The 24,082-nt window shown below is 72.9% G+C and carries 20 protein-coding genes; 5 read left to right on the top strand and 15 right to left on the bottom strand.

The genetic code is table 11. From position 1 onward, the window contains the following. Positions 1-147: 147 nt before the first annotated feature. The 13 genes from DEJ28_RS08140 to DEJ28_RS08080 all read right to left on the bottom strand — a co-directional run bounded on the left by DEJ28_RS08140 (position 148) and on the right by DEJ28_RS08080 (position 16,453). Positions 148-1,293, bottom strand: a complete 1,146-nt coding sequence (locus DEJ28_RS08140; RefSeq protein ID WP_111117351.1) for an LLM class flavin-dependent oxidoreductase — start codon at positions 1,291-1,293, stop codon at positions 148-150. Beyond that, positions 1,290-2,915: an ABC transporter substrate-binding protein gene (locus DEJ28_RS08135; RefSeq protein ID WP_111117352.1), complete on the bottom strand. Its 1,626-nt coding sequence runs from the start codon at positions 2,913-2,915 to the stop codon at positions 1,290-1,292. The genes DEJ28_RS08140 and DEJ28_RS08135 overlap by 4 nt, the downstream gene beginning before the upstream one ends. Then, the gene (locus DEJ28_RS08130) at positions 2,912-4,672 is read right to left on the bottom strand and encodes a dipeptide ABC transporter ATP-binding protein (RefSeq protein ID WP_111117353.1); all 1,761 of its coding nucleotides are present in this window, start codon (positions 4,670-4,672) and stop codon (positions 2,912-2,914) included. Before DEJ28_RS08130 ends, DEJ28_RS08135 begins: the two co-directional genes overlap by 4 nt. Then, positions 4,669-5,577: an ABC transporter permease gene (locus tag DEJ28_RS08125; protein WP_111117354.1), complete on the bottom strand. Its 909-nt coding sequence runs from the start codon at positions 5,575-5,577 to the stop codon at positions 4,669-4,671. The genes DEJ28_RS08130 and DEJ28_RS08125 overlap by 4 nt, the downstream gene beginning before the upstream one ends. Then, positions 5,574-6,683 (bottom strand): ABC transporter permease, encoded by a 1,110-nt coding sequence (locus tag DEJ28_RS08120; protein ID WP_349774949.1) that lies wholly within the window; start codon positions 6,681-6,683, stop codon positions 5,574-5,576. The genes DEJ28_RS08125 and DEJ28_RS08120 overlap by 4 nt, the downstream gene beginning before the upstream one ends. Continuing rightward, positions 6,611-7,672, bottom strand: a complete 1,062-nt coding sequence (locus DEJ28_RS08115; RefSeq protein ID WP_111117355.1) for an LLM class flavin-dependent oxidoreductase — start codon at positions 7,670-7,672, stop codon at positions 6,611-6,613. Before DEJ28_RS08115 ends, DEJ28_RS08120 begins: the two co-directional genes overlap by 73 nt. Beyond that, the gene (locus tag DEJ28_RS08110) at positions 7,669-9,030 is read right to left on the bottom strand and encodes an NtaA/DmoA family FMN-dependent monooxygenase (protein WP_111117356.1); all 1,362 of its coding nucleotides are present in this window, start codon (positions 9,028-9,030) and stop codon (positions 7,669-7,671) included. The genes DEJ28_RS08115 and DEJ28_RS08110 overlap by 4 nt, the downstream gene beginning before the upstream one ends. Then, positions 9,027-10,241, bottom strand: a complete 1,215-nt coding sequence (locus DEJ28_RS08105; RefSeq protein WP_111117357.1) for an LLM class flavin-dependent oxidoreductase — start codon at positions 10,239-10,241, stop codon at positions 9,027-9,029. Before DEJ28_RS08105 ends, DEJ28_RS08110 begins: the two co-directional genes overlap by 4 nt. A gap of 10 nt (positions 10,242-10,251) precedes the next feature. Then, on the bottom strand, positions 10,252-10,701 hold the full coding sequence (locus DEJ28_RS08100; protein ID WP_284180777.1) for a carboxymuconolactone decarboxylase family protein: 450 nt from the start codon (positions 10,699-10,701) through the stop codon (positions 10,252-10,254). Positions 10,702-11,165: 464 nt separating this feature from the next. Next, positions 11,166-12,446, bottom strand: a complete 1,281-nt coding sequence (locus tag DEJ28_RS08095; RefSeq protein WP_111116131.1) for an LLM class flavin-dependent oxidoreductase — start codon at positions 12,444-12,446, stop codon at positions 11,166-11,168. Beyond that, on the bottom strand, positions 12,443-13,258 hold the full coding sequence (locus DEJ28_RS08090) for an LLM class oxidoreductase (RefSeq protein ID WP_181433757.1): 816 nt from the start codon (positions 13,256-13,258) through the stop codon (positions 12,443-12,445). The genes DEJ28_RS08095 and DEJ28_RS08090 overlap by 4 nt, the downstream gene beginning before the upstream one ends. Before the next feature lie 154 nt (positions 13,259-13,412). After that, positions 13,413-14,636, bottom strand: a complete 1,224-nt coding sequence (locus DEJ28_RS08085) for an acyl-CoA dehydrogenase family protein (protein WP_111116135.1) — start codon at positions 14,634-14,636, stop codon at positions 13,413-13,415. A 332-nt stretch (positions 14,637-14,968) separates the two neighbouring features. Beyond that, positions 14,969-16,453: a reverse transcriptase family protein gene (locus DEJ28_RS08080; RefSeq protein ID WP_111116137.1), complete on the bottom strand. Its 1,485-nt coding sequence runs from the start codon at positions 16,451-16,453 to the stop codon at positions 14,969-14,971. An 81-nt stretch (positions 16,454-16,534) separates the two neighbouring features. Here DEJ28_RS08080 and DEJ28_RS08075 point away from each other — a divergent pair, with 81 nt between their 5' ends. Next, the gene (locus DEJ28_RS08075) at positions 16,535-17,095 is read left to right on the top strand and encodes a histidine phosphatase family protein (protein WP_111116139.1); all 561 of its coding nucleotides are present in this window, start codon (positions 16,535-16,537) and stop codon (positions 17,093-17,095) included. Between the two features lie 111 nt (positions 17,096-17,206). Here the strand turns inward: DEJ28_RS08075 and DEJ28_RS08070 are convergent, their stop codons facing one another. Next, positions 17,207-18,016 carry a DUF1684 domain-containing protein gene (locus DEJ28_RS08070; protein WP_111116141.1) on the bottom strand — a complete coding sequence of 270 codons (810 nt, stop codon included), beginning with the start codon at positions 18,014-18,016 and terminating at the stop codon, positions 17,207-17,209. Between the two features lie 229 nt (positions 18,017-18,245). Beyond that, positions 18,246-19,529, bottom strand: coding sequence for an ROK family protein (locus DEJ28_RS08065; protein WP_181433758.1), 1,284 nt, complete (start codon positions 19,527-19,529; stop codon positions 18,246-18,248). A gap of 94 nt (positions 19,530-19,623) precedes the next feature. On the opposite strand from DEJ28_RS08065, the gene DEJ28_RS08060 reads away from it, so the two are divergent. The 4 genes from DEJ28_RS08060 (at position 19,624) to DEJ28_RS08045 (ending at position 24,040) form a co-directional block, all read left to right on the top strand. After that, the gene (locus DEJ28_RS08060) at positions 19,624-20,628 is read left to right on the top strand and encodes a carbohydrate ABC transporter permease (RefSeq protein WP_258368111.1); all 1,005 of its coding nucleotides are present in this window, start codon (positions 19,624-19,626) and stop codon (positions 20,626-20,628) included. A gap of 4 nt (positions 20,629-20,632) precedes the next feature. Further along, positions 20,633-21,571: a carbohydrate ABC transporter permease gene (locus tag DEJ28_RS08055; RefSeq protein ID WP_111116145.1), complete on the top strand. Its 939-nt coding sequence runs from the start codon at positions 20,633-20,635 to the stop codon at positions 21,569-21,571. Continuing rightward, positions 21,568-22,977: an ABC transporter substrate-binding protein gene (locus DEJ28_RS08050; RefSeq protein ID WP_111116147.1), complete on the top strand. Its 1,410-nt coding sequence runs from the start codon at positions 21,568-21,570 to the stop codon at positions 22,975-22,977. Before DEJ28_RS08055 ends, DEJ28_RS08050 begins: the two co-directional genes overlap by 4 nt. An 82-nt stretch (positions 22,978-23,059) precedes the next feature. After that, positions 23,060-24,040: a Gfo/Idh/MocA family protein gene (locus DEJ28_RS08045; protein ID WP_111116149.1), complete on the top strand. Its 981-nt coding sequence runs from the start codon at positions 23,060-23,062 to the stop codon at positions 24,038-24,040. The last annotated feature ends 42 nt before the right edge of the window (positions 24,041-24,082 follow it).

The following is a 24,082-nucleotide window of genomic DNA, read 5'->3' as shown; positions in this document are numbered from 1 at the left end:
CCGACCTCGCACGACGACGCCCACGTCGTACGACAACGGGCTTGTCGCAGCGCGTCGGCACCAACGCGGGGACCGGCGACGACGAGAGGCACGGTGCGAGGGTCGCACCGTGCCTCCTGGCCGCAGCCGCAGCCGCAACCGCAACCGTCAGACGGCGGCGGCCACCTCCGCGACCGGCGATCCGGCGCGCGCCGCCCACTCCGCGGCGAGCAACTCGTAGGAACGCACCCGCGCCTCGTGGTCGTGCGTGATCGTGGTGACGAGCAGCTCGTCGGCACCGGTCACCCGCCGCAGGGTCTCGAGCCGGTCGGCCCCGTGCACGGCGTCCCCGACGAACCGTGTCGCGAGCCGGTCGGCGACCGCGGCGGCAGCGTCGTCGTCGAGCGGGTGTTCGCGCGCCCAGGCCGGCGTCGGGTACTCGATCGCGCCCGCTCCCGAGCGGATCGAGTGCACCCACTGCCCGTACCCGAGCGCGAGTTCGTCGGCCTCCGAGGCGCTGCGCCCGACGACCACGTCCGCGGAGACGATCACGTGCGGGGCGTCGAGGACTCCGGGGCGGAAGGCCTCGCGGTACGCCTGCACCGACGCCAGCACGGTGCCGGGCGACGTGTGGTAGTTCGCGCCGTAGGGCAGCCCGAGTGCTCCGGCGGCCCGGGCACTCGCGCCCCCGGTGGAGCCGTGGATCCACAGCTCGACGGACGCCCCGGCGGCGGGGGTCGCGTCGACGACGGATCCGTCCCGCGCCCAGGTGCCGGCGAAGAACGCGCGGATGAGTTCGAGATCGCCGTCGAAGCGCTCGACGTCGCCGGGCACCCGACCGAGGAGCTCCCCCTGCAGGGCGAACCGGCTGCCGGGTGCGACGCGGAAGTCGAACGGCGCCGGGACGAGCAGGCCGTCGACGACCTCGTCCTCACGCGGAGCGAGCGACGCCGCCTTCGGTGCACCAGGCGCGGGCGCCCCGGACCGGCCGAGCCCGAGGTCGATGCGCGGTCCGTACAGGGCGGCCAGCGTGCCGAAGGCCTCGGCGATCTGCAGCCCCCGGACGTTCCCGACGAGGGTCGCCGCGCTCCCGACCCGGATGGTCGAGGTGGCGGCGGCCACGGCACCGATCACGATGTTCGGCGCGCTGCCGGCGACGCCGGGATTGAGGTGGTGCTCGGCCAGCCAGTACCGGGCGTAGCCGGCACGCTCGACGCGCTGCGCGAGGTCGACGGTGTTGTGCAGCGCCTCCGCGGCGGTGGAGCCTGCCGAGACGGGCACGAGGTCGAGGACCGAGAGCGGAGCGATCGTCATGCCTTGTCCTTCCACGCGCCGGTGAGCTGGTCGAGCCGGGTGTCGGCACCGAACGCGATGCCGTGCACGTCCTTCGCGGCGGCGATGATGCTCGTCAGCTCGTGGACGGGGACGAAGTCGACCTGGGACGCGATGCGCTGCTGGATCGCGGCGAAGGTGGCCGAGCGCTCCGAGACGGACGACTGCGACAGCTCCTTCGTGAAGAGCCCGTCGAGGGTGCTGTCGGCGGCGCCGATGGACTGCGCGCCGTCGCTGGAGAACTTCGAGCGGAGGACGTCACCGTCGGCACGCGAGCTGTTGTCCCACGCCAGGTCCCAGTCGCCGCTGGTGGTGTTCGCGAGGTACTGCGGCACGGTCCCGCTCTCGAGGGTGAGGCCGACGCCGACCTTCTTGAGCTCCTGCTGGATGAGTTCGAGCGAGGTCTGGTTCGGTCCGAAGTTCGTGATCCAGATGAGCTTGAGCTGCAGCTCCTCGCCGTCCTTCGTGCGGATGCCGTCGGCGCCCTTCTTCCACCCGGCGTCCTGCAGCGCCGCAGCCGCGGCCGTCGGGTCGTACGAGATCGCGGAGGACGTGTCCGTGTACCCGGGCGTGGTCGAGCCGAGCACCGAGGTCCCGACCTTGAACAGGTCGTTCAGCGAGGTGTCCCGCACCGTCTTCGGGTCGACGGCCTGGGCGATCGCCTTCCGCACGACGAGGTCGGACACGAGCGGCCGCTTCTGGTTGAACGTCAGTCCGAACACCTGTCCGGGGTTGGCCCGGGTGACGAGGTCGTACTGCGCCTGCAGGGTGTCGACGTCGCTCGGCTGCACGCTGCTGATCGCGTCGAGCTGCCCGGACTGCAGGCTGCCGGTGCGGACGCTGGCCTCGGGCACCACCTGGAAGGTCACCTTCGACAGGTGCGCCGCGCCCGAGCCGCCCCGGGCTGCCGGTCCCCAGTCGTAGCCCTTCCGCTTCGTCAGGACGGTCGAGGTGTTCTTCGTGTACGAGGAGAGCGTGAAGGGTCCGGTGCCGATGACGGCCTTCCCGTCCGCGCGGTCCTCGAACGGTGTCTCGGTGGTCTTCGGCGCGAGGATGCCGAGCGCGACGGAGGCGGTGGCGTTCGGGAACGCGGCGTTCGGGGTGGTGAAGTCGACCTCGACGGTGTCCTCGTCGACGACCTTCGTCTCGCGGTAGCCGGAGAAGTACGCGGCGGCGGTGCTCGAGGCTCCGGCCTTCGCGATGTCGTCGAAGGTGTCCTTGACGGCGGTCGCGTCGAACTCCGTGCCGTCGGAGAACGTCACCCCGGAGCGCAGGTCGAACGTGAACGCGGTGGCGTCGGCGTTGGCGGTGTACTTCGTCGCGAGCCAGGGCTTGAGCGACCCGTCGGTGGGGTCCTGCCAGAGCAGCGAGTCGACGAGCTGGCGCGTGATCGCCAGGGTGTCGTTGCCCGCGCCGGTGCCCGTCGGGTTGAGGGTGATCGGGTCGTTCGCGATCGCGTAGGTCAGCGATCCGCCGTCGACGGGCTTCGAGGACGCCGACGACGACGCGGTGCTGCCCGACGAGCAGCCGGCCATCACCAGGGCAACCGCGGCGCCGGCCGCGATCGCGGCCACCAGACGGTACGGGGTGCGGTGGACGGTCATGATGCTCCTTCAGGGGCGATGAGGGGTGAAACGGCGGGTGAACCGACGGGTGAAACGGCGGGTGAACCGACGGGTGAACCGACGGGTGAGCCGAGCGGTACAGAAAGGGGTGCACGGGATGCAGGGGATGCAGCAGCGAGCCCGCCGCGCCGGGACCGCCCCGGGATCGCGTCGAGCAGCGCCCGCGTGTACTCGTGCTGCGGGTCGTGCAGGACCTGGGCGACGTCCCCGTGCTCCACGACGCGCCCGCCCCGGAGGACGGACACCTCGTGCGCGATGCGCCGCACCACGGCCAGGTCGTGCGAGATGAACAGGTAGGAGACCCCGAGCGTCGACTGCAGCGACGCGAGCAGGTCGAGGATCTGCGCCTGCACGGACACGTCGAGCGCCGACACCGGCTCGTCGAGCACGACGAACGACGGGTCGAGGGCGAGCGCCCGCGCGATCGCGACGCGCTGCCGCTGCCCGCCGGAGAGCTCCGCGGGACGACGTCCCAGTGCCGACGCGGGCAACGCGACGAGGTCGAGGAGCTCTGCGGCCCGGGCGGCCCGTGACCGCCGGGTGCCGATGCCGAACGCCGCGAGCGGGTCGGCGATGATCGACCCGACCGACAGCCGCGGGTGCAGCGCCGCGTACGGGTTCTGCTGCACGATCTGCGCGCGCCGCCGGTAGGCCCGCAGCGCCGCCCCGCGGGCACCCGCCACGTCGACACCGTCGAACCGCACGGCGCCCTCGTCGGGTCGCTCCAGTCCGAGGACGAGCCGAGCGGTCGTCGACTTCCCGGACCCGGACTCCCCCACGAGCGCGAGCGTGCGGCCGCGCGGGACGGTCACGTCGACCCCGTCGACGGCGGTCACGCGGTCGAAGGACTTGCGCAGTCCGGTCGCGACGACGAGGGGGTCACCGGTGACTGCCGGGAGGCGCGTGGCGGCTCCCACGGACCCGGTCACGTCGTCGAGACTGGGCGCCGCTCGGATGAGCGCGCGGGTGTACGGCTCACGGGGTGCGTCGAGCACCTCGGCGGGGGTGCCCTGCTCGACGATCCGACCCTCGGACATCACGACGATCCGGTCGGCCCGGTCCGCGGCGACGCCGAGGTCGTGCGTGATGAAGAGGACGCTCGTGCCCCGTTCGGCGACGAGCCGGTCGAGGTGGTCGAGGATCGTCCGCTGCACCGTGACGTCGAGCGCGCTGGTCGGTTCGTCCGCGACGAGGAGCTCCGGGTCACCGATGAGCGCGATGGCGATGAGGACCCGCTGGCGCATGCCGCCGGAGAGCTCGTGCGGGTACTGCCGCGCGCGGAGCTCGGGGCGGTCGATGCCGGCGCGTCGGAGTTCCTCGACGGCGCGGTCGTGCGCCTCGGGACCCGTCGCGAGTCCGTGGATCCGGAGCACCTCGGCCACCTGCGCCCCGATGCGGGTCACCGGGTTGAGCGAGACGGTGGGGTCCTGCGGCACGAAGCCGATCCGCAGCCCACGGACGGAACGCACCTCGGCGTCGGAGGCGGTGACCAGGTCGAGGTCTGCGGAACCGGCGGCGGTTCCGGAGAGCCGCACCGTGCCTCCAGTCAGGGCCGCCGCTGCGGGCAGGAGCCGGAGGACCGCGTGCGCCGTCGTGGACTTGCCCGAACCGGACTCGCCCACGATGGCGACGCGCTCCCCGCGACCGACGTCGAGGGAGACACCGTGCAGGGCGGTGCGCGCAGCGCGGCCGCGACCGTAGGCGACGGTGAGGTCGCGGATGCTGAGGAGGCTCATCGGACGGCCCGCCGTTCGGTGTCGAGGGCCCGGGCGACGCGGTTGCCGGCGAGGACCGTCACCGCGATGACGAGACCCGGGATGGTGGTGAGCCACCACGAGGTGGCGATGAAGTCGCGGCCGGTCGACACGAGCGAGCCCCACTCCGGCTGCGGCGGCTGGGCGCCGTAGCCGAGGAAGCTCAGGCTCGAGACGGCGAGGATCGCGGTGCCGAACTCGAGCGCGGCGAGGACGAGGACGGGGCCGGCGGCGTTCGGCAGGACGTGCACGAGCAGCACGCGCCACCAGCGGTTCCCGTTCGCGGCGGCCGCCTCGACGTACGCGGCGGTGCGGACGCGGACGACCTCGGAGCGCATGATCCGGGCGACGGTGGCGATGCTCGCGACGCCGACGGCCACCGCGACGTTCACGGTGCCGAAGCCGAGCACGGTGACGATCGTCAGGCTGAGCAGCAGGCTCGGGATGGCGAGGAGGACGTCGGCGACGCGCATGAGCACGGCGTCGACGGCGCCTCCGACGAAGCCGGCGACCAGGCCGACGAGCGATCCGCCGACGAGTCCGATGAGGATCGCGAGCACCGCGGCCTGCAGGGTGAGGGCGGTGCCGTGCACGACACGGGCGTACAGGTCGCGGCCGAGCTGGTCGGTGCCGAACCAGTGTGCGGCGTCCGGGGCGGTGAGCTTCGCGGCGGGGTCGGCGGCGAGCGGGTCGTGGTGGGTGAGGACTGCCGGCACGAGGGCGGCGACGAGCACCAGGGCGAGCCAGACCACGGCGACGGTGAGGGTGGGGCGGGCGACGAGGGCACGGAGTGCGGTGGTGGCGCCGCCGCGGCCGCCCGGGACGGCGTGCACGCCGTCGGCGCCGAGCGCTGTGGGGCGGCCGATGGCGAGCTGGGTCTCGGTCATGCGGGGACCACTTTCGAGTCGGTGCGGATGGTGTCCGACGCCGTGTCCGCGCCGTCCGGCGTGGCGCCGGGGCCCGCGCCGTCCTGCTCGCGGAGCTTGCGGCGGCTGCCGGCCAGGACGACGCGCGGGTCGAACAGCGGGTACACCAGGTCGACGACGAGGTTCGCGACGACGAAGACCACCGCGGCGACGAGCACGATGCCCTGCACGACGGGGATGTCCTGCCCCTGCACGGCCGTCGCGGTCACGCGGCCGAGGCCCGGGCGCGAGAACACGGTCTCGGTCACGACGGTGCCGGAGAAGAGCTGCCCGACGATGAGCCCCGTCACGGTGAGCGCCGGCAGTGCCGCGTTCCGCAGCGCGTGCCGCAGCTGCACGCGCCAGCGCCCGGCGCCCTTCGCGTACGCCGTGTCGATGTACGGCTCGCGGAGCGTCGCGACGAGCGACTTCGAGAGCAGCTGCGCGATCGTCGCACCGGTCGGCAGCGCGAGCGTGATCGCCGGCAGGACGACGGAGGCGGGACCCTCGCCGCCGAACGCCGGGAAGACGTGCAGACCGAACGAGAACCACTGCACCAGCAGCAACGCGAACCAGAAGCCCGGCACGGCGACGCCGACCGGGGGCAGCTGGAGCAGGAACTGGCCGAGCGCGCGGTTCCTGGTCCAGGTCGCGAGGACCGCCAGCCCGCCGCCGAAGACGATCGCGAGCAGCAGACCGGCCACAGCGATCTGCGCGGTCGGGCCGACGGCCTCGCCGATGACCTCGGTGACGGGTCGGCCGATGCCGATCGAGCGGCCGAGGTCCCCGCTGAGGAGGGCGCCGAGGTGCTGGACGTACTGCACGAGCACCGGCTGGTCGAGGCCGTACTGGTGGCGGAGCGCGTCGAGCTGCGCCTGGGTGACGTCGGTGGCGTCCGGGCCGAGCATGATCCGGGCGGGGTCGCTCGGCAGCACGTAGAGGACGAAGAACGAGATCGTCCACGCCGCCCAGAGCACGAGCACCGCCTGCCCGATGCGCGAGAGCACGTAGCGGGTCATGCTGCGACCACCGCCGGTGTCGCCGTCGTCGCGGGCGTGGCCGTCGTCGCGGGCGCGCCTGCTGTCCACCCGAGCGCCGGCGCGACCTTCGCCACCACGTCGGACACGATCTGCTCGTACTCGTCACCGGCGAACTCGTAGGGCAGCTCGACACGGAACTCGTCGACCTCGGCGAGCGTGGGGTCCTGCAGGAGCTGCTCGACGATCTGGTCAGCCGGACCGACGAGGTCCGCCGAGAACAGCGTGCGGCGCGGACCCTGCGGCGCGGTCTGGCGTGCGAGCCGCGACTCGTACCAGGCCCGGTACCGCTCGGTGGAGACCCGGTCGGCCGAGTCGGTCGGCACCAGGCAGCGGCCCCACGCGACGCGCGGCCGACGCCCCGAGGGCAGTGCGGCACGGTACGCGGCGAGCTGGTTCCGCTGCGCGGTGCCGTAGTCGTCGGTGCCCTCGCCCGAGGTGAGGTTGCCGATGAGCAGGTTGAGCCCGGCGGACCCGGCGAAGGCCGCCGAGCGGAGCGATCCCCCGCCGTACCAGACCCGGTCGACCAGACCGGGGGCGTACGGCTGCAGGCGCGGTCGCTGCACGTTGCCCGGGCTCTGGATCACGGTGTCCTCCGCGCCGAGGAAGTGACCGCGCAGGTTCTCGACGAACCGGGACACCCGGCCGTACCCGCGGTCGAACGAGCGCCAGTCGCCGTCGAACACCAGGTCGCCGAGGACGTCCTCGTGCGGGGAGCTCGTCGACAGCCCGACCTGGATGCGGCCGTGCGACAGGACGTCGGCGAGCGAGAAGTCCTCGGCGAGGCGGAACGGGCTCTCCCACCCGATCGGCACGACCGCGACGCCGAGCTCGATCGCGCTCGTCCGTTGCGAGGCCGCGGCGAGGAACACCGCGGCGGACCCGATGCCGTGCTCGAGGTGGCGGTGCCGGACCCAGGCGCCGTCGACGCCGAGGCGTTCGGCGGTCGCGAAGAGGTCGAGCGTCGCCTCGAGCCCGACGGCGGGTGCGTCGTCGTCGAAGTTCCCCGGCACGAGGATCGCCAGGCTGCTGATCGTCACGCGAGCACCCCGGCACGTGCGGCGGTGCGGATCGTCCCGGGCAGGTCGAGCGTCTCGCGGAGGGTCGCGCCCTCGACGTAGGACTCCCGGTAGACGCCGCGCTCCTGCAGCAGGGGCACGACCGTGTCGACGAACTCGTCGAGCCCGTACGGGTTGGTGTGCGGGACGACCACGAACCCGTCCGTCGCCCGCTCCTGCACGTACCGGTCGATCTCGGCGGCGATGTGCGACGGCGTGCCGACGAACCCGCCACGCGTCGAGACCTTGATCACGAGGTCGCGGATCGACAGGTGTTCGGCTGCGGCCAGGTCGCGCCAGGACTGCACGAGCGCCGGCACGTCCCGCGTGTGCCGGGCACGGCCACGGGTGATCGCGGCGCCGTCGAGGTCCGGTTCGATCGTGGGCAGCGGACCGTCCACGTCGTACCCGGACAGGTCGCGGTTCCACACCTGCTCGAGGAACGCGATCGCGGTCGCCGGGCTGACCTGGGCACGCTGGATCGCGCGGGCCTTCTCGGCGGCGTCGTCCGGGGTGTCGCCGAGCACGAAGGTCGACGCGGGCAGGATGTGCAGCTCGTCCTTCGACCGGCCGAACCGCTCGAGCCGAGCGGTGATGTCGTCGTAGTAGGCCTTGGCGTCCTCGAACTCGGTGTGCAGCGAGAAGATCACCTCGGCGTGCGCGGCGGCGAGGTCGCGGCCCTCGTCGGAGTCGCCGGCCTGCACCACGACCGGGTGGCCCTGCGGGCTCCTCGGGACCGGGAACGTGCCGGTGACGTCGAACTGCGGACCGTGGTGGTCGACGTCGTGGATGCGGGACCGGTCCGCGAAGACCCCGGACGCGACGACTGCGTCCTCCTCCCACGAGTCCCACAGCTCCCGCGCGAGCTCGATGAACTCGGCGGCGCGCGAGTACCGGTCGGCGTGCTCGAGGAAGCCCCCTCGCCGGAAGTTCGCGCCGTGGAACGCGTCCGAGCTCGTCACCACGTTCCACCCGGCGCGACCGTCGGTGAGGTGGTCGAGCGTGGCGAGCTGCTTCGCGAGCTCGACCGGTTCGTTGAAGGTCGTCTGCAGCGTGCCGACGAGCCCGATGTGGTCGGTGACACCGGCGAGTGCGGCGAGGATCGCGAGCGTGTTCGGACGACCCACGACGTCGAGGTCGTGCACCCGCCCCTTCTGCTCACGCAGCCGCAGCCCCTCGGCGAGGAAGAGGTAGTCGAACAGGCCGCGCTCGGCGTTCCGGGCGAAGTGCTCGAACGACGAGAACGCGATCTGGCTCTCGGCCCGGTCGTCGCTCCACACGGTGGTGTTGTTGACGCCGGGGAAGTGCGCGGCGAGGTGGACCTGACGCTTCGTGCTCATGCTGGGACTCCCTGGGTGGACGGTGCGTACCGGCTCACGGCCGGGGCGATGCCGAGCCGCGTGCGCAGGTCGGCGGTCGGGCGGGACGCCACGTCGGCCCGGAGCCCCGCCGTGACAAGCGCGGGGACGAGCTGCCGGGCGATGGCGGTCGAGTCGACCGGGATCCGCAGCGGTCGGAGCCGGACACCGGCGTACCCGAGGTCACGGAGCGCCGCGATCCGGTCGACGAGCTCCGGCACGGTCGTCGCGAGGACGGCCGTGTCCGAGCCGGAACCGACCGCGTACGGCGTGCCGGCGGCGGTGTCGAGCGCGGCGAGCTCGTCGGCGGCGGCAGCCGACGACGACCCGATGAGCACCGCGAGGTCCGCGAGGACCGGACGACGGACGTCAGACCCGGCCACCTCCTCGAGGTGACGGATCTCCGTCAGCAGGTCCCGTGCCTCCCGGCCCGCGTACCCGGGCGTGACGAGCACCACGTCGGCCGCGTCCACCGCGAACCGGGCCGCGTCGGACCGGTGCGCCAACGCGAAGACGGGTGGCCGGCCCTGCGGCGACCGCGGCACGATGGAGGCGCCGTGCACGGAGACGAAGCGGCCCTCGAAGGCGGCGTTGTGGATCCGGTCGCGGTCGATGAAGCGACCGCTCGCGACGTCGCGGATGATCGCGTCGTCGTCCCAGCTGTCCCAGAGACGCGAGACGACCTCGGCGACCTCGCGCGCCTCGTCGAAGAACGGCGCGGTGGCCGCGGCGTCCGGCACGCCGGTCCAGGCCGGCACCTCGCGGCGGCCGAAGAGGGCCGCCTCGCGGGCCGTCGGACTCACCTGGATCCGCCACCCGGCCCGCCCGAGCGAGACGTGGTCGAGGGTCTGGAGGCCCGTGGCCACGTGGAACGGTTCGGTGTGCGTGACCGAGACGGTCGGCACCAGACCGATCGCGCGGGTCGCGGGGGCGACCGCGTTCGCGACGAGGAGGGCGTCCAGGCGGCCGACGACGGTGCGGGTGTCGAGGTCACCGGTGGCGTCGACGGGGCCGGCGGTGAAGGAGTCCTCCAGGGTGACGGCGTCGACGCCGAGGCGGTCCTGCTCGACGACGACGTCGCGCCAGTGCCGGAGGCTCGTGAGGCGCGTGGCGGCCGGGCCGGCGGTACGCCAGGCGGCGGGGTGCCAGCCGGCGCCCTGCAGGGCGGTGACGAGGGTGATGCGGTCGGGCACGGGGCTCCTCCTAGTGCGTGTGCGCTGCAGGCGCGGCGGCGGGGGTGGGGGCGGTTGCTGCTGCGTCGGCGGCTGCGGGGGCGGCTGCTGCGGGCGCGGGGGGCGCGGCGTCGGCCGGCGCGGGTGCTGCGTCGGCGCCGAACTTGAAGCCGAGGCGTCCGTGGGCGAACCCACCGCCGGCGCGGATGGCCGTCGCGACCCAGGCGGCCTCCGCGAGCTCGGCCTCGTCCGCGCCGGCCTTGACCGCGCGCTGGCTGTGCCCGTCGATGCAGTAGACGCACTGCGTGGTGATGCCGACCGCGAGGGCGATGAGCTCCCGGTACTTCAGCGGGATCGCGCGGCCCTCGGCCTGGAACACCGACTCGTCGAACTGCACGAAGGCCTTGAGGATGTCCGGGGTCTGCTGCTTGTAGACCTTCGTGAAGGTCTTGTCGTGCTCGCGGTCGAGGTAGTCGGTCATGAGGGCGACGCTATGACCGGACGCCCCCTCCGGCGACGGGTGTTGCGGACCGTGAACCGCGGTTGCCTCGTGTGACGGCGGGTGCCGGCCGGCGCCGTCACACGGCGTCACGCGCACGGTGCGAGGGGGCGCCGCGCGCTCCCTCGCACCGTGCGAGGCGCGGGCCGTGGCGCGCGCGTGGTGCGAGGTTCCGTACTCGGTGGGAGCCCGCGCGACTCGCACCGGGACCGGAACGCCGCACCGTTCGGACGGGAGGCGTGTGGCGGGGCCGCGCCGTGCCTCCAGTCCGACCGTTCGTGCCGCGGAGGCCCCGCGCGGGCCACGCTGCGCGTGGTGCGAGGTTCCGTACTCGGTGGCAGCCCGCGCGACTCGCACCGGGACCGGAACGCCGCACCATTCGGGCCGCGGCTCGCACGGTGCGAGGCTCGCACGGTGCGAAGCTCGCACGGTGCGAGGGGGCGCGCCTACCCCGCGCGCCGCCGCGCGGCCAACCGCCCACGCAGCGTGACGTCCTCGTAGGAGCGGTGGAACACCCCGCGCCGCTGCAGCACCGGCACGAGCTCGTCGACCACCGTCTCGAGGCCCCGCGGGAACTCGTCGATCATGAGGTTGAAGCCGTCCGCCGCACCCGTCCGGTACCACTCCTCGATGGTGTCGGCGGCCTGCTCCGGCGTGCCGACGACGATCCGTGCCCCGTACCCGCCGAAGCCGCGGAGCACCTGCCGGAGCGAGGTGTTGTTCGCCCGCACCCATCGGACGACGGTCTCGTGGTAGCCGAGGGAGGGGCCGTAGGTGACGGGGTCGACCTCGCGGTCGAGGATCGCCGCCGGGATCGGTGCCGACGGGTCGAGCCCGGTCAGGTCGGCGTCGAGGTGGGTCCCGAGCGCCCGCAGCGAGTACCCGTCGGGCGCGAGGGACTCGAGCTCGTCGAAGCGTCGCTGCGCCTCCTCCTCGGTGCTGCCGAGCACGAGCGACAGCCCGGGGACGATCGCCACGTCGGCAGGGTCTCGGCCGTACGTCGCCGCGGCTTGTTTCACGGCGCGGTAGTGCTCGCGGGCGGGCTCCGGCGTGAGCTCGACGGCGAAGACGCCCTCGGCGACCCGTGCCGCGAGGTCACGGCCGTGCGGCGACCCGCCCGCCTGGAACACCACCGGGTGCCCCTGCGCCGACGGCGGCACCGCGATCGCGCCCTCGTACGAGACGAACTCGCCGTGGTGGACCACCGGCACGCCCGTCGCCGCGGAGCGCCACAGCGCCTGCACGAGGTCGACGAAGTCACCGGCTCGCGCGTACCGTTCCGGCCGGTCGGGGTTCGTCGCGACGCCGAAGTTCGCGGACACCGAGCGGTCGTAGGTCGTCACGGCGTTCCAGGCGAGCCGGCCGCCGGCCACCGTGTCGAGGGACAGCAGCCGTTCCGCGAGGTCGACCGGGTCGTTGTACGTCGTCGACGCCGTCCCGACCAGCCCGAGGTGCGACGTCGCGTCCGCGATCACCCCGAGGGCGACGAACGGTTCGAGCAGCCCGTTCGCCCGGTCGTTCGGGTCGCCGTACGCCGGGTGGTCGGCGAGGAACACCATGTCGAGCAGGCCTCGCTCCGCGGTCCGTCCGAGGTCGGCCCAGAAGCCCGCGGTGAGCAGGTCGGTCGGTTCGACGTCCTGCGTCCGCCACGCGGCCGGCCGCTGGCCGAAGCCCTGCAGGTTCACGCCGAGGATGAGTCCGGTATCGGGGTCGGCGCTGCTCGTCATGCGTGCACCGGCGCGGGGACGGGCAGACCGAGCAGGTCGCGCAGCGTCGGACGTCCGCCGGTGGTCCCGTCGGTCGGCCTGGAGGCGCGGCTCGGCTCCGGCACGTCGGCCGCGGCGGGCAGCGGGGCCAGCGGGTGCGCGTCACCGCCGAGCACGAGGTCGGTTGCGTCCGCCCAGGCGGCTGGGTCCGCGGCGCTGCGGCCGCCGGCTCTGCCGGGGTGGACCACGTCGTGCCAGACCGCGAGGACGGGTTCGCCCTGCCGACTCGACGGCGTGGTGAGCGGTCCGCGCACGCGGTACCCGTCCGGCCCGCCGTCGTGGTCGAGCGTCCGGATCCGGTCGGTGTCCGCGAACCGGCCGGTCTCGCGGTCGCCCACGATGCTGTCGAGCGGCCACGTCCGCCAGAGCCCGCGGACGACCTGGGCGAACTCGGCCGGGTCGTGCTGCTCCCCCGTCGCCGGGAGCCCGTGGTCGTGTGCGCCGACGACGAGGCCGACGCGGGCGTCGAGCACGTGGTCGAGCGAGAGCACCCGCCGGGCGACGTTGTACGGGTGTTCCCGTGTCGGGGCGGCGGCCACGAGCAGCCCGTGCGAGGGCAGTGCCCGCCCGAGCGCGAGCGCCGCGGTCGTCGGGTCGAGCCGGTGTCCCCGTCCGCGTTCCGGGTCGAAGCGGTCGGTGCCGATCGCGACGACGGTGGCGCCGGAGGCCACGATCCGTGCCGCGAGGCCGGCGATGCCCCTCGGTCGCGCGACGGCCTCGGCGAGTTCGGCGTCGGGCACGGCCACGATCGTCGAACGGGGTGTGCTGGTCACGGCGGTCCCTCCCGGAGCGCCTGCTCCGTACGTGCATGAGCGGCCCGCCACCATCGCCTCCCCTGCGTCCGTGGCGGGCCGTTGCGACGACCGTACGGGTCCTCGCGGCGCCGACGGGCTGAGGTGTCTCCGGGTTGCGCCTCGTGACGGCCGGTTACGCGCGGTGGAGCGGACTGGTGCCGTTCACGAGCAGGTCGCCGACCATGCGGCGCTTGTGCACGCGGGGGTTGTGCGACGACAGGGTCCGGGCGTTCCGCCAGTGCCGGTCGAGGCCGAGGGACCGGAACGTGCCGGAGGAACCGAGGGCGTCGAACACCAGGGTCGTCGCGTCGAGCACGCCGTCAGTGACGATCGTCTGCGCCTGCGCGACCGCGATCCAGCTCCGCTCGAGGGCGGCGTGGAGTGCGGCGTCCCCGGACGGATCGACGCCGGCAGCCCGGAGCTCGGCGTGCCGGTCCACGGCGGCGTCGACCAGTGCGAGGCTCGCCACGAACGCGGCATCGGCGGCGTGGACCCGTGCGGCGACCGTGCCGATCGTGCCGAGCAGCTCCGGGTCCCGCGTGGGATCCGCCGTCGTGCCGTTGTGGTGCCCACGGGCCCGTGCCCGGAGGGCCTCGACGCCTTCGCGGAGCGCCCCACGGCCGATGCCGACGAGGATCGCGTGCATCACGGACTGGTAGTACTGCTCCTGGTACGGGTACCGGGTGGCGTACGGCAGCACCCGCTCGTCGGGCACGGCCACGTCGGTGTACGTCACGCTCCCGCTGCCGGTCACCCGCTGTCCGAAGCCGTCCCAGTCGTCCCCGACCAGCACCCCGGGGTCGCGGGCGTCGACGAGCGCGACGAACCGGTCGCCGGTGTCGTCGAGCGCCAGCACCGTGATCCACCGCGCGTAGACGCTGCCCGTCGAGTAGAACTTCCGTCCGGTGACCCGCCACACTCCGTCCCGGTCGCGGGTGATCCGCGTCGTGATGTCCGCGCCGGAGACGTTCGGCGACTCGCTCCACCCGCCGCCGACGAACTCACCGTTGCCGAGTCGGCCGACGATCTCGCGGTCGAACGCGCTGCCCTCGGCGTGCACGCGGTCCTCGACGAACGAGAAGTGGTTCCGCCAGACGTGCGCCAGGTTCGGGTCGACCTCGGCGATCTCGGCGATCGCTCGGAGGACGTCCGACAGTCGGGCACCGACGCCGCCCCACGCGACCGGGGTCCGCCAGCGCGCGAAGCCGGCCTCGACGAGCCAGCCGAGCTGCTCGGTGGCGAGTCGCTCGTCGCGCTCACGCTCCCGGGCGTCGACGGCGATCCGCTCGATGACGGGGCGGAGCGGCGCGATCAGGTCGTCGTAGCGGTCGTCGGCCGGGATCTCGCTCGGGCACATGTCCGCACGCTACCGGCGCCGTCGGACCCCGGCGAGGGCGGACGCAACCCCGCGTCACACGCACCGTGCGAGGGGGCGCCGCGCGTGGTGCGTGGTGCACCTCGCACGGTGCGAGGGGGCCGCGCGTGGCGCACCTCGCACCGTGCGAGGGGGGCACGGTGCACCTCGCACGGTGCGAGGGGGGCGTGGTGCGAGGATGCGGACCCGGTGGCAGTCTGCGCGACCCGCACGGGGACCGGAACGCCGCACCGTTCAGGACGGGAGGCGCGTGGCGGGGTCGCACCGTGCCTCCAGGCCGGCCGTGCGCACCACGGGACGGAGCGCCACCGACGTCACCAGGCGATGCGCGCGAACTCCTCCCGCAGCCGCCTCGCCCGCCCCGGGTGCACCTGCTCGACCCAGCCGATCCGTCCGAGCAGGTGCGCCCGGAAGTCCGGGTGACCGGCGTGGTTCTGCGACGCCGGTCCGTGCTCGGCAGCGTTGTGCAGGACGGCGTGGAGCCGGTCGACCTCGCGTCTGCCGGATGCCGTGCGCTCGTTGACGACCACGCCCGTGACCGACTGCCGGACGCCGCGCCGGCGGACCCGCGTCTTGCCGGGGTTGAGCCGGTACCCCTGGTCGGCGACGATGCGGTCGACTCCGCGCAGGAAGGCCTCAGCCCGGCCCGCGAGCCGGTCGCCGCCGCTGAACGTCAGGTCGTCGGCGTAGCGCGTGTAGACCGCGTCGGCGGAGTCGGCCCACCCGGCGAGCCTCGCGTCGAGGTGCCGGAGCGCCGTGTTCGCCAGCGCCGGCGAGGTCGGCGCACCCTGCGGCAGGTGGGCGTCCGCCAGGGCTCGGCGGAGTGCCGCGCGTTCCTCGGGCCTCCCGCCGGCGGGCATCGCGGTGAGCACGTGCGGCGGGACCCGGTGCGTGCAGATCCCGGTGAGGACGTGGGCGAGCGGCTCGGCGAACCCGGCGGACCGGAACACGCCGTAGACCGTCGGCGCGGTGACGTTCGCGAAGAACGAGGTCAGGTCGGCGGACAGCACGACCTGCTGCCCGGTGTGCACGGCGGCACCGGTGACCACACTGCGGCCGGCGACGAACCCGTGCGCGGCATCGTGCACCGGCAGCACCGTCAGGAGCTCGTCGAGGATCGTCCGCTGCGTCCGCCGGAGCATGTCCATCGGCTTCTCGAGCAGCCGCGGCGTCCGACCGGGGCGGCGCACCCACTCGTGGCGGTGGTGGTGCAGCGGGCTCGACGGTCCGGGTCGGCGGTTCCACGCGCGGGTGTCCGCCAGCCAGAGCAGCCGACCGACCGTGAGGTCGAGTCCGCGGGCGAGCTCCGGCAGCGTGTCGACGAGGAGACGGCTCGCGGTCTCGGGGCGGGAACGGACGGCGGTGGCCCGGCGCGCGAGGACCCGGACCGGGCGACGGTCCTCGCGGGAACGGTGCAGTGCCACGAGCCGCGGCGCGGAGGCGAGGACCGCCGCGAGCTGTCGGGGCGCGTCGATCGGTGGCCTCGGGTACGTCTCGAGCGCGGTGGCGACGGCGAGTCCGACGTACGCCCGCTCGACCCCGAGCACCACGTACCCGGCCGCCGTCAGGTCGTCCGCCGACCAGTGCTCGGCCGTCAGGAACGCGTCGGCGAGGGCTCCCGCGACGACGGCGAGTGGCGTGGGGTTCCCGGAGGACCTGTCGGTGCCTCCGTGCGGCGTCGCGCGCGGAGCGCGCCGTCCCGCTCGGGGCGTGTCGTCCTGCTGGTACTGCGTGCCCCGGGGTGACCCCGGGGAGGTCGGCGCGTCTCGCGCGCCGTCCGCCTCCCCCGGGAACTCCACGGGCTCACCCTACGGTGGACCGCCGACCTCCGCCCCTCGGGCCCTCGGGCCGGCGGGCCGGCGGTCTGACAGGATCGCCAGATGGTCTCGTTCTTCCTGACCCACGCCGAGGTCGTCGTGGCGCCCACCGAACCGATCGAGTCGTGGGGCCTGTCGGTCGACGGCCGAGCCCGGGCAGCGCAGGCCGTCGACGTCGCCTGGCATCCGGGAGTCCGGCGGATCGTGTCGAGCACGGAGCGGAAGGCGATCGACACCGCCGAGGTCCTGGCGTCGGCGGTCGGCATCGCACCGGAGACCGACGAGGCCCTCGGGGAGATCGACCGCAGCGCGACGGGCTACCTGCCGCTCGACGAGTTCGAGGGGGTCGTCGACGCGTTCTTCGCCGCACCCGAGACGTCGGTGCGCGGGTGGGAGCGGGCCGTCGACGCGCGGGATCGCATCGTCCGTGCGGTGCGGCGGCTCACCGCGGGCGGCGACGTGACGATCGTGTCGCACGGGGCGGTCGGTGCGCTCCTGCTCGCTGACCTGCGCGGCGAGGCGGTCTCGCGGACGCTCGACCAGCCGGGCATGGGCAGCGTGTTCACCTTCGACGCGGTGGCGTGGTGCGCCACGAGCGGCTGGGTGCGGGTGCCCGCGCTCTGACCGGGCCGGTTGCGGCACGGCGAGGGCGTGCGACATCGGCGTTGTCGTTCCGAGTCGGTAGAGCCCCGCAGCCCGTTCCGAGTTGGAGGAGCCGGCGAGCCCCCACCCACCTCAGCCCGGCAGCCGCTCCCCCGCCTCGACCGCCACCTCGAGCCGGTTCTCCGCCGGCGGCAGCGGGCACGTCGCGTGCTCGGTGTACGCGCACGGCAGGTTCGTCGCCCGGTTGAAGTCGATCGTCGTCGCACCGGAGGCGTCCGGCGCCGCGATGTCGAGGCTCCGGTTCGCCGCGTACGTCGTCACCCCGCTCGTCCGGTCGGTGAACAGCACGTGCAGCCCGTCGCCGTGCCCGTTGAACGCCAGCAGCGACCGCGGCCCGTCGAGGTCGAAGGTCAGCACGCCCGGCGCCGCGTACACGTGCTGGAGCCCGTCGACGACGGAGCCCACGGTCACCTCGCGCGGGGTGTCGAACGGCTCGAAGTGGGCGTCGACGACGAACGCCGGGTCCGGCGCGTACGACGGCGTGCCGGTGTAGGACGTCCGCGTCGGGTTCGAGGGGTGCCGCGGCCGGATGACGTCGCTGCCGCCGCGTCGGGCGACCTCGACGACGACGGACTCGTCCCCGTCCTGCCACAGGACCGCGGTGCTCGACCGCTCCGGCAGCGGCCCGAAGCGGTGCGTACCGGTGACGCGCAGGCCGTCGACCTCGATCGACTCCCCCTCGTCGAGCTGCACGACGGGGCCGTCCTCGGAGGTCGACCACGCCCCGGGAACGTCGTCGAACCGCTCGGACGTGCCGGTCAACCACCGGATGCTCGTGATCGCGAGGAAGCCGTGCTCACTCGCCCGGGCCCGCTCGTGCGCGTCGTGCCACGCGGTCCAGTCGGCTTCGAAGGACGGTGCGGTCGGCGTCGTCGTGCTCATGTGACGACGGTACGTCGTCGGGCGGCGCCGCCGCGACGGTCACCGTCTCGGGACGTCACGCGACAGGGCGGACGCGACCGTGTCCCGTCGAGGCGCGTCCCGCGACACGGGCGGACGCGACCGGGTCCCGTCGCCGCGCGTCACGGGGTGGACCGGACCCCGGCCTGGAGGCGCGGTGCGGGTCGGACGCGCACCGCGCCTCCAGGCCGGTGTCGGACCACTGCGTCACTCACCACGGGTGGGCGATGCTGCGGGCACGCGGGCTGCGTCCCGCGACCGCGCGGACGGGTTCCGGGCGCGACGCCGGCGCCGCGTCGAGGGCGGACGCGAGGACGGCGCAGGCGGCCCCTCGGGCCACGGCGGCCTCGCCGTACGCCGTCCCGCTGACAGCGGTGCGCGACGGTCCCGGGAGCCGATCGGCGAGGCCGGCCCGGACCGCGTCGAGGAACACCGCGCCGCCGGCGATCGCCGAACTGCCGCCGACGACGACGTCCGTGACGTCGAGGAGTTCGACGACGTGGGCGAGCGCCGAACCGAGGGCGGTGCCGCCGGCCTCGACGAGCGGCGCTCCCTCGGGCATGGCGCAGAGGGCCTCGTAGGCCGTCCGGACGTCAGCGGGGCAACCGGTGGGGGTGGCGGCCGGCAGGACGCCCGCGGCGATCGCCCGCTCGACCTGCTGCAGGGGCTGGCACGCCTCCCACACGGCGGTCCAGCGGCCGTGCGCCTGCACCGGCATCCCGCCGAACTCGCCCGCGTTGCCGGTGGCACCGCGGACCACCCGCCCCTCGGCGATGACCGCCGCGCTGATGCCGTGTCCGAGCGTGACCGTGATGATGCCGGTCGTGTTCGTGGTCGTCCACGCCTCGCCGAGGCCGGCCGCGACGCCGTCCTTCTCGAGCACGACGGCGAGGCCCGTGCGTCGGCCGAGCTCGTCCGCGACGGGCATCCCCGCCCACCCCGGCAGCTGCACGGGGGCGGCGAGCACCGCGTGCGCGGGGTCGAGCGGCCCGGGGGCGGCGACCCCGATGCCGAGGAGCCGGTCGCGCACCTCCGCCGGACGCGCCGCGAGGAGCCGTTCGGTCATCGCGGCCATGGCATCGAGGACCTCGTCCGGACCCTGCAGTGCACCGGCGTCGAGCGACTCCGACGCGAGGACCGTCCCGGCCAGGTCGACGAGCACGGCGACGACGCGAGCGGGGTCGAGGTGGAGGCCCACCGCGTACCGCGCGTCCGGGGCGATGCCGAGGAGCCGTTGCGGTTCGTGCGCGGGTCCGCGGGCTTCGCGGAGCAGCCCCTCCTGCAGCAACCGCGCCGCGATGTTGGAGACCGTCTGCGCGGTGAGCCCGGTGGTGGTGGCGATGGTGGTCCGGGCGACCGGGCCGTGCCGTCGGACGACGTCGAGGACGAGCGCGCGGTTGAGCGTCCCGACCCGTGCGCTGTTCGTTCCGCGCTGCGGGCTGGCCGTTCCGCGGTGCAACACGGGGTGCGCTGGTGGTTGACGCGACTCGTCCATGCTCCTTAGCATCGCACCACCTCGGTTTTCATCAATCAATTTGATTGAATCGATCTCGGCCACATCGGGGTGGCCACGACCCGAAGGGACGCTCGTGACGACGACGACACGATCCGGAACCGCAGCAGCACCGACCGTCCACGAGCACGGAGCGACGCTCCCCGCACGGAGACGCCGCCCACGCGAGAAGCATCCGTGGACCATCGCCGAGAAGCGCCGGCTGCGGGTCGGCCTCGCGTTCATCTCGCCCTGGATCATCGGCGCGCTCGTCTTCATCGGGTACCCGCTCGTGTACTCGTTCGCGATCAGCCTCACCCGCTACTCCGGGATGAACGCGGCCACCTGGGTCGGCCTCGGCAACTACGTCGCCGCGTTCATCGACCCGCTCGTGCACACCGCGGTCGGCAACACGCTGTTCTTCGCGGCGATCGCCGTGCCGGTCGGGATCGTCGTCGCCATCGTCATCGCCATCGCGATGAACCAGGACGTCCGTGAGATCGGCTGGTACCGGACGGCGCTGTACATCCCGTCGCTCATCCCGACGTTCGCCCTCGCGTTCATCTTCGTGGTGCTCGTCAACCCCCAGACCGGCATCGTGAACCAGGTCATGAAGCTCGTCGGCATCCCGGCGACGAACCTGCTCGGCGACCCGACCACGGCGAAGCTCGTCATCGTCGCGCTGGCGCAGATGGGTGCGGGCAACGCGGCGCTGATCTTCCTCGCCGGACTGCGCGGGATCCCGAAGACCCTGTACGAAGCCGCCCGCGTCGACGGGGCCGGGCCGGTCCGGCAGTTCTTCGCCCTGACCCTCCCGCTGCTGTCCCCGGTGATCCTGTTCAACCTCATCACCGGCATCAGCAACGGCCTGCAGGTCTTCACCGAGGCGTACGTCATCTCGTCCGGCACCGGCGGCCTCGGCAGCCCGGACAACGGGACGTTGTTCTACATGCTCTACCTCTACAAGAACGCCTTCAGCTACGCCCAACTGGGGTTCGCGAGCGCGATGGCGGTGCTGCTGTTCCTCGCCGGCATGCTCCTCTCGGGGCTCGTGTACTGGCTGTCCAAGCGGTTCGTGAACTACGACGTGACCGGAGAGTGACCCGATGAGCCTGCACACGAAGTCCGCCCCCACCGTCACCGCCTCCGTCGAGACCGTCCGGCCGAGCCGTCGTCGCGACCGACGCGGCGAGCGCTCCCGCAACGCCGACGGGTCCATCCGTTCGCCGTGGTCGTCCGTGATCGCCCGCGTGGTGCTCATCGCGATGTGCCTGCTGTTCCTCGTGCCCATCTACTGGATGGTCATCTCGGCGCTGAAGGGCAACTCGGAGCTCGGCGCCTTCCCGCCCACGTGGTTCCCGCACTGGCTGGACTGGTCGAACTTCGGCCAGGCGGTGAACGCGATGCCGTTCTTCACGTTCTTCCGGAACACGCTGATCATCACCGTCTGCGTGACCGTGTTCTCGATGGTGTCGAACCTCGTCATCGCGTACGGGTTCGCGTGCCTCGAGTGGCGCGGGCGGGATCGCCTGTTCTACGTGGTCCTGGCGACGCTGTTCATCCCGTTCCCGGTGACCCTCATCCCGATGTTCGACCTGTACGCGCGCCTCGGGTGGATCAACACGTTCCTGCCCCTCATCGTCCCGAGCCTGTTCGGGTCGGCGTTCTACGTGTTCCTGTTGCGGCAGTTCCTGTTGCAGGTCCCGAAGGACCTGCTCAACGCGGCGCGGATGGACGGTGCGTCCGAGTGGGGGATCCTCTGGCGGATCGTGTTCCCGCAGGCGCGGGCGGCACTCGTCACGGTGGGGATCTTCGCGGCGGTGGGCGCGTGGAACGACTTCCTGGGGCCCCTCATCTACCTGCAGGACCAGAACGTGCAGACGCTGTCGATCGGTCTGCAGGTGTTCCGCCTCAGCAACTCGCAGGACTTCCAGTTCAACCAGCTGATGGCGGCGTCGGTGCTCATCATCCTGCCGCTGGTCGTCCTGTTCTTCGTGTTCCAGCGGACGTTCATCAAGGGCGTCCAGATCGGGAGCTTCAAATGAGCAGCGCATTCGACCGTCGCACGTTCCTCCGCGGTGCCGCGGCGACCGGTGGGGCGGGAGCGCTCGCGTTGCTCGCGGCCTCCTGCGCCTCGGGTTCCCGTGCCGGCGGCGGTGACCCGAACCAGGTCACGCTGTGGGGCGTCACGGGGACGTTCGTGCCCTTCCAGACGAAGGTGATCAAGCAGTTCACGGCGCTCCACCCGGACATCGACGTGAAGGTGAACGTGGTGCCGTCGCAGGGTACGGGCGACGCGACGAGCATCATCACGGCGGTGCGGGGTGGCACGGCTCCAGACCTCTGGCTCCTCGACCGGTTCAGTGCCGCCCAGTACGCGGCCATCGGGCTGATCGAGCCGATCGACGACCTCATCGAGGAGTTCGAGGACCAGTCGAAGGAGGAGTTCCTCGCGCAGTGGCTCGGCTTCACGATCGGTGAGGTCACCTACGAGGGGAAGACGTACGGGCTCCCCCACGACACCGACGCCCGCGGCATGTTCGTGAACCGGAAGATGCTGCAGGGTGCCGGGGTAGACCCGGACGAGTTCGACTGGGAGCACAACGGGCCGGCGACCTTCGACCGGGTGTGGGAGGTCAGCGAGCGCATCACGAAGAAGTCCGGCGGGGACTACACGCACATGGGGCTCCTGCCCTGGTACGGCGAGGGGTGGCCGTTCACCTGGGGCCTCGGGCTCGGGGCGTCGTACTTCGACCAGCAGGACTCCCGGATGACGATGGACTCGAAGAGCGTCCGCAGCGTCTTCGAGTTCTACGAGGACTGGGCGGGCCGGTACGGCTACAAGGCGGCGGACACGTTCATCGCGACGTACGAGCCGACGGGACACCCGCCGGGGCAGACCGCGTTCATGGCGGACCGGATGGCGTTCATGGTGAGCGTGCCGTCGACCATCCAGACGTTCGACAACTTCGGACCGAAGGACCTCGACTGGGGCACCGCGTACCTGCCGACGCAGCACGAGGGCGACGACAAGTACACGTGGTCGGGTGGCTTCGCGCTGTGCATGCCGAAGGGTTCGAAGAAGAACCGTGCGGTGTGGGAGGTCATGAAGTACTTCACGAGCAAGCGCGGCCAGGAGACCTACATGGTGCCGGCGACCAGCGTGCCGTCGAACATCTCCGCCCTGAAGGACCCGAAGGGGTCCGCGAAGTCGATCCGCTTCTTCGTCGAGTCAATGGCGGCGTCGACCTGCCGTCCGCCGCTGCCGGTCGGTGGCGCGTGGTGGGACTCCCTCGCCGATGCACGGTCCAGCGTGCTGCTCGGGACCGCGAGCCCGCAGGAGGCGGTCGAGCGGGCGCAGAACCGCGTCGACCCGATGATGCAGACGTACTCCCGTTCAAGCTGCCGAAGGACTACGACAAGGTCCAGATCTGACCGGCAGGCCTGCTGACCGGCAGGCCTGCTGACCAGCCGGCCTGCTGACCAGTCGGCCGTCGCCCGCCCACACTCCGTCCCCCACCAGGAAGGTCCCCATGTCCACCACCCCCCTCCGCGTCGCGGTCCTCGGCTTCTGGCACGTCCACGCCGGCGACTACGCGCAGCAGACCGTCGACCACCCGGGCACCGAGCTCGTGGCGGTCTGGGACGACGACGAGCAGCGCGGCCGCGAGGGCGCCGAGCGCTTCGGCGTCCCGTACACCGACGACCTCGACGCCCTGCTCGCCCGTGACGACGTCGACGCGGTGACGATCACCACCTCGACCGACGTGCACCGCGACGTCATCGTCCGTGCGGCGAAGGCCGGCAAGCACGTGTTCACCGAGAAGCTCCTCGCCCCCACGGTCGAGGAGTGCGACGAGGTCATCGCGGCCTGCGACGCAGCGGGTGTCGCGCTGATCGTCTCGCTCCCCCGGCTCTACCACGGGTACACCGCCGCGATCCGGCGCGAGCTCGACGCCGGACGGCTCGGCGACGTCACGTACTCCCGTGTCCGGCTGTCGCACGACGGCGCCGTCGCACCGTGGCTGCCGGAGCGGTTCTTCGACCCGGAGACCGCGATCGGCGGCGCACTCACCGACCTCGGTTGCCACCCCGTCTACCTGACCCAGTTGTTCCTCGGCGCCCACCCCGACACCGTCGGGGCCGTGTACCGCTCGCTCACCGGGCGCGCGGTCGAGGACCACGCGGTCGTCACCGTCGGCTACCCCTCGCAGGCCATCGGGGTCATCGAGGCCGGGTTCGTCGCGGGGACCCCCTTCACGATCGACATCGCCGGGACCGGCGGATGGCTCGCCTACTCCGACCTGGAGGCGCGGCTCACCGCCGGCGGACCGGCCTACGGCGACGAGACGGTCGAGCTGCAGGTCCCGGAGGACTCCCAGGACGCGTTCGGTCAGTGGGTGGACCACATCACCGCCGGCACGCGCGCCGACGACAACCTCGCCCGGGCCGTCGAGCTCACCCGACTCGTGGTCGCCGCGAACGACGCGGCACGCGAGCCCGTCCGGGCCTGAACACCACAGACACACGACCATCCGCAGGACCACACCAGCAGG

The organism is Curtobacterium sp. MCPF17_002 (genome assembly GCF_003234115.2).
Lineage (GTDB): Bacteria > Actinomycetota > Actinomycetes > Actinomycetales > Microbacteriaceae > Curtobacterium.
This window is presented reverse-complemented; position numbering and strand designations above follow the sequence as displayed.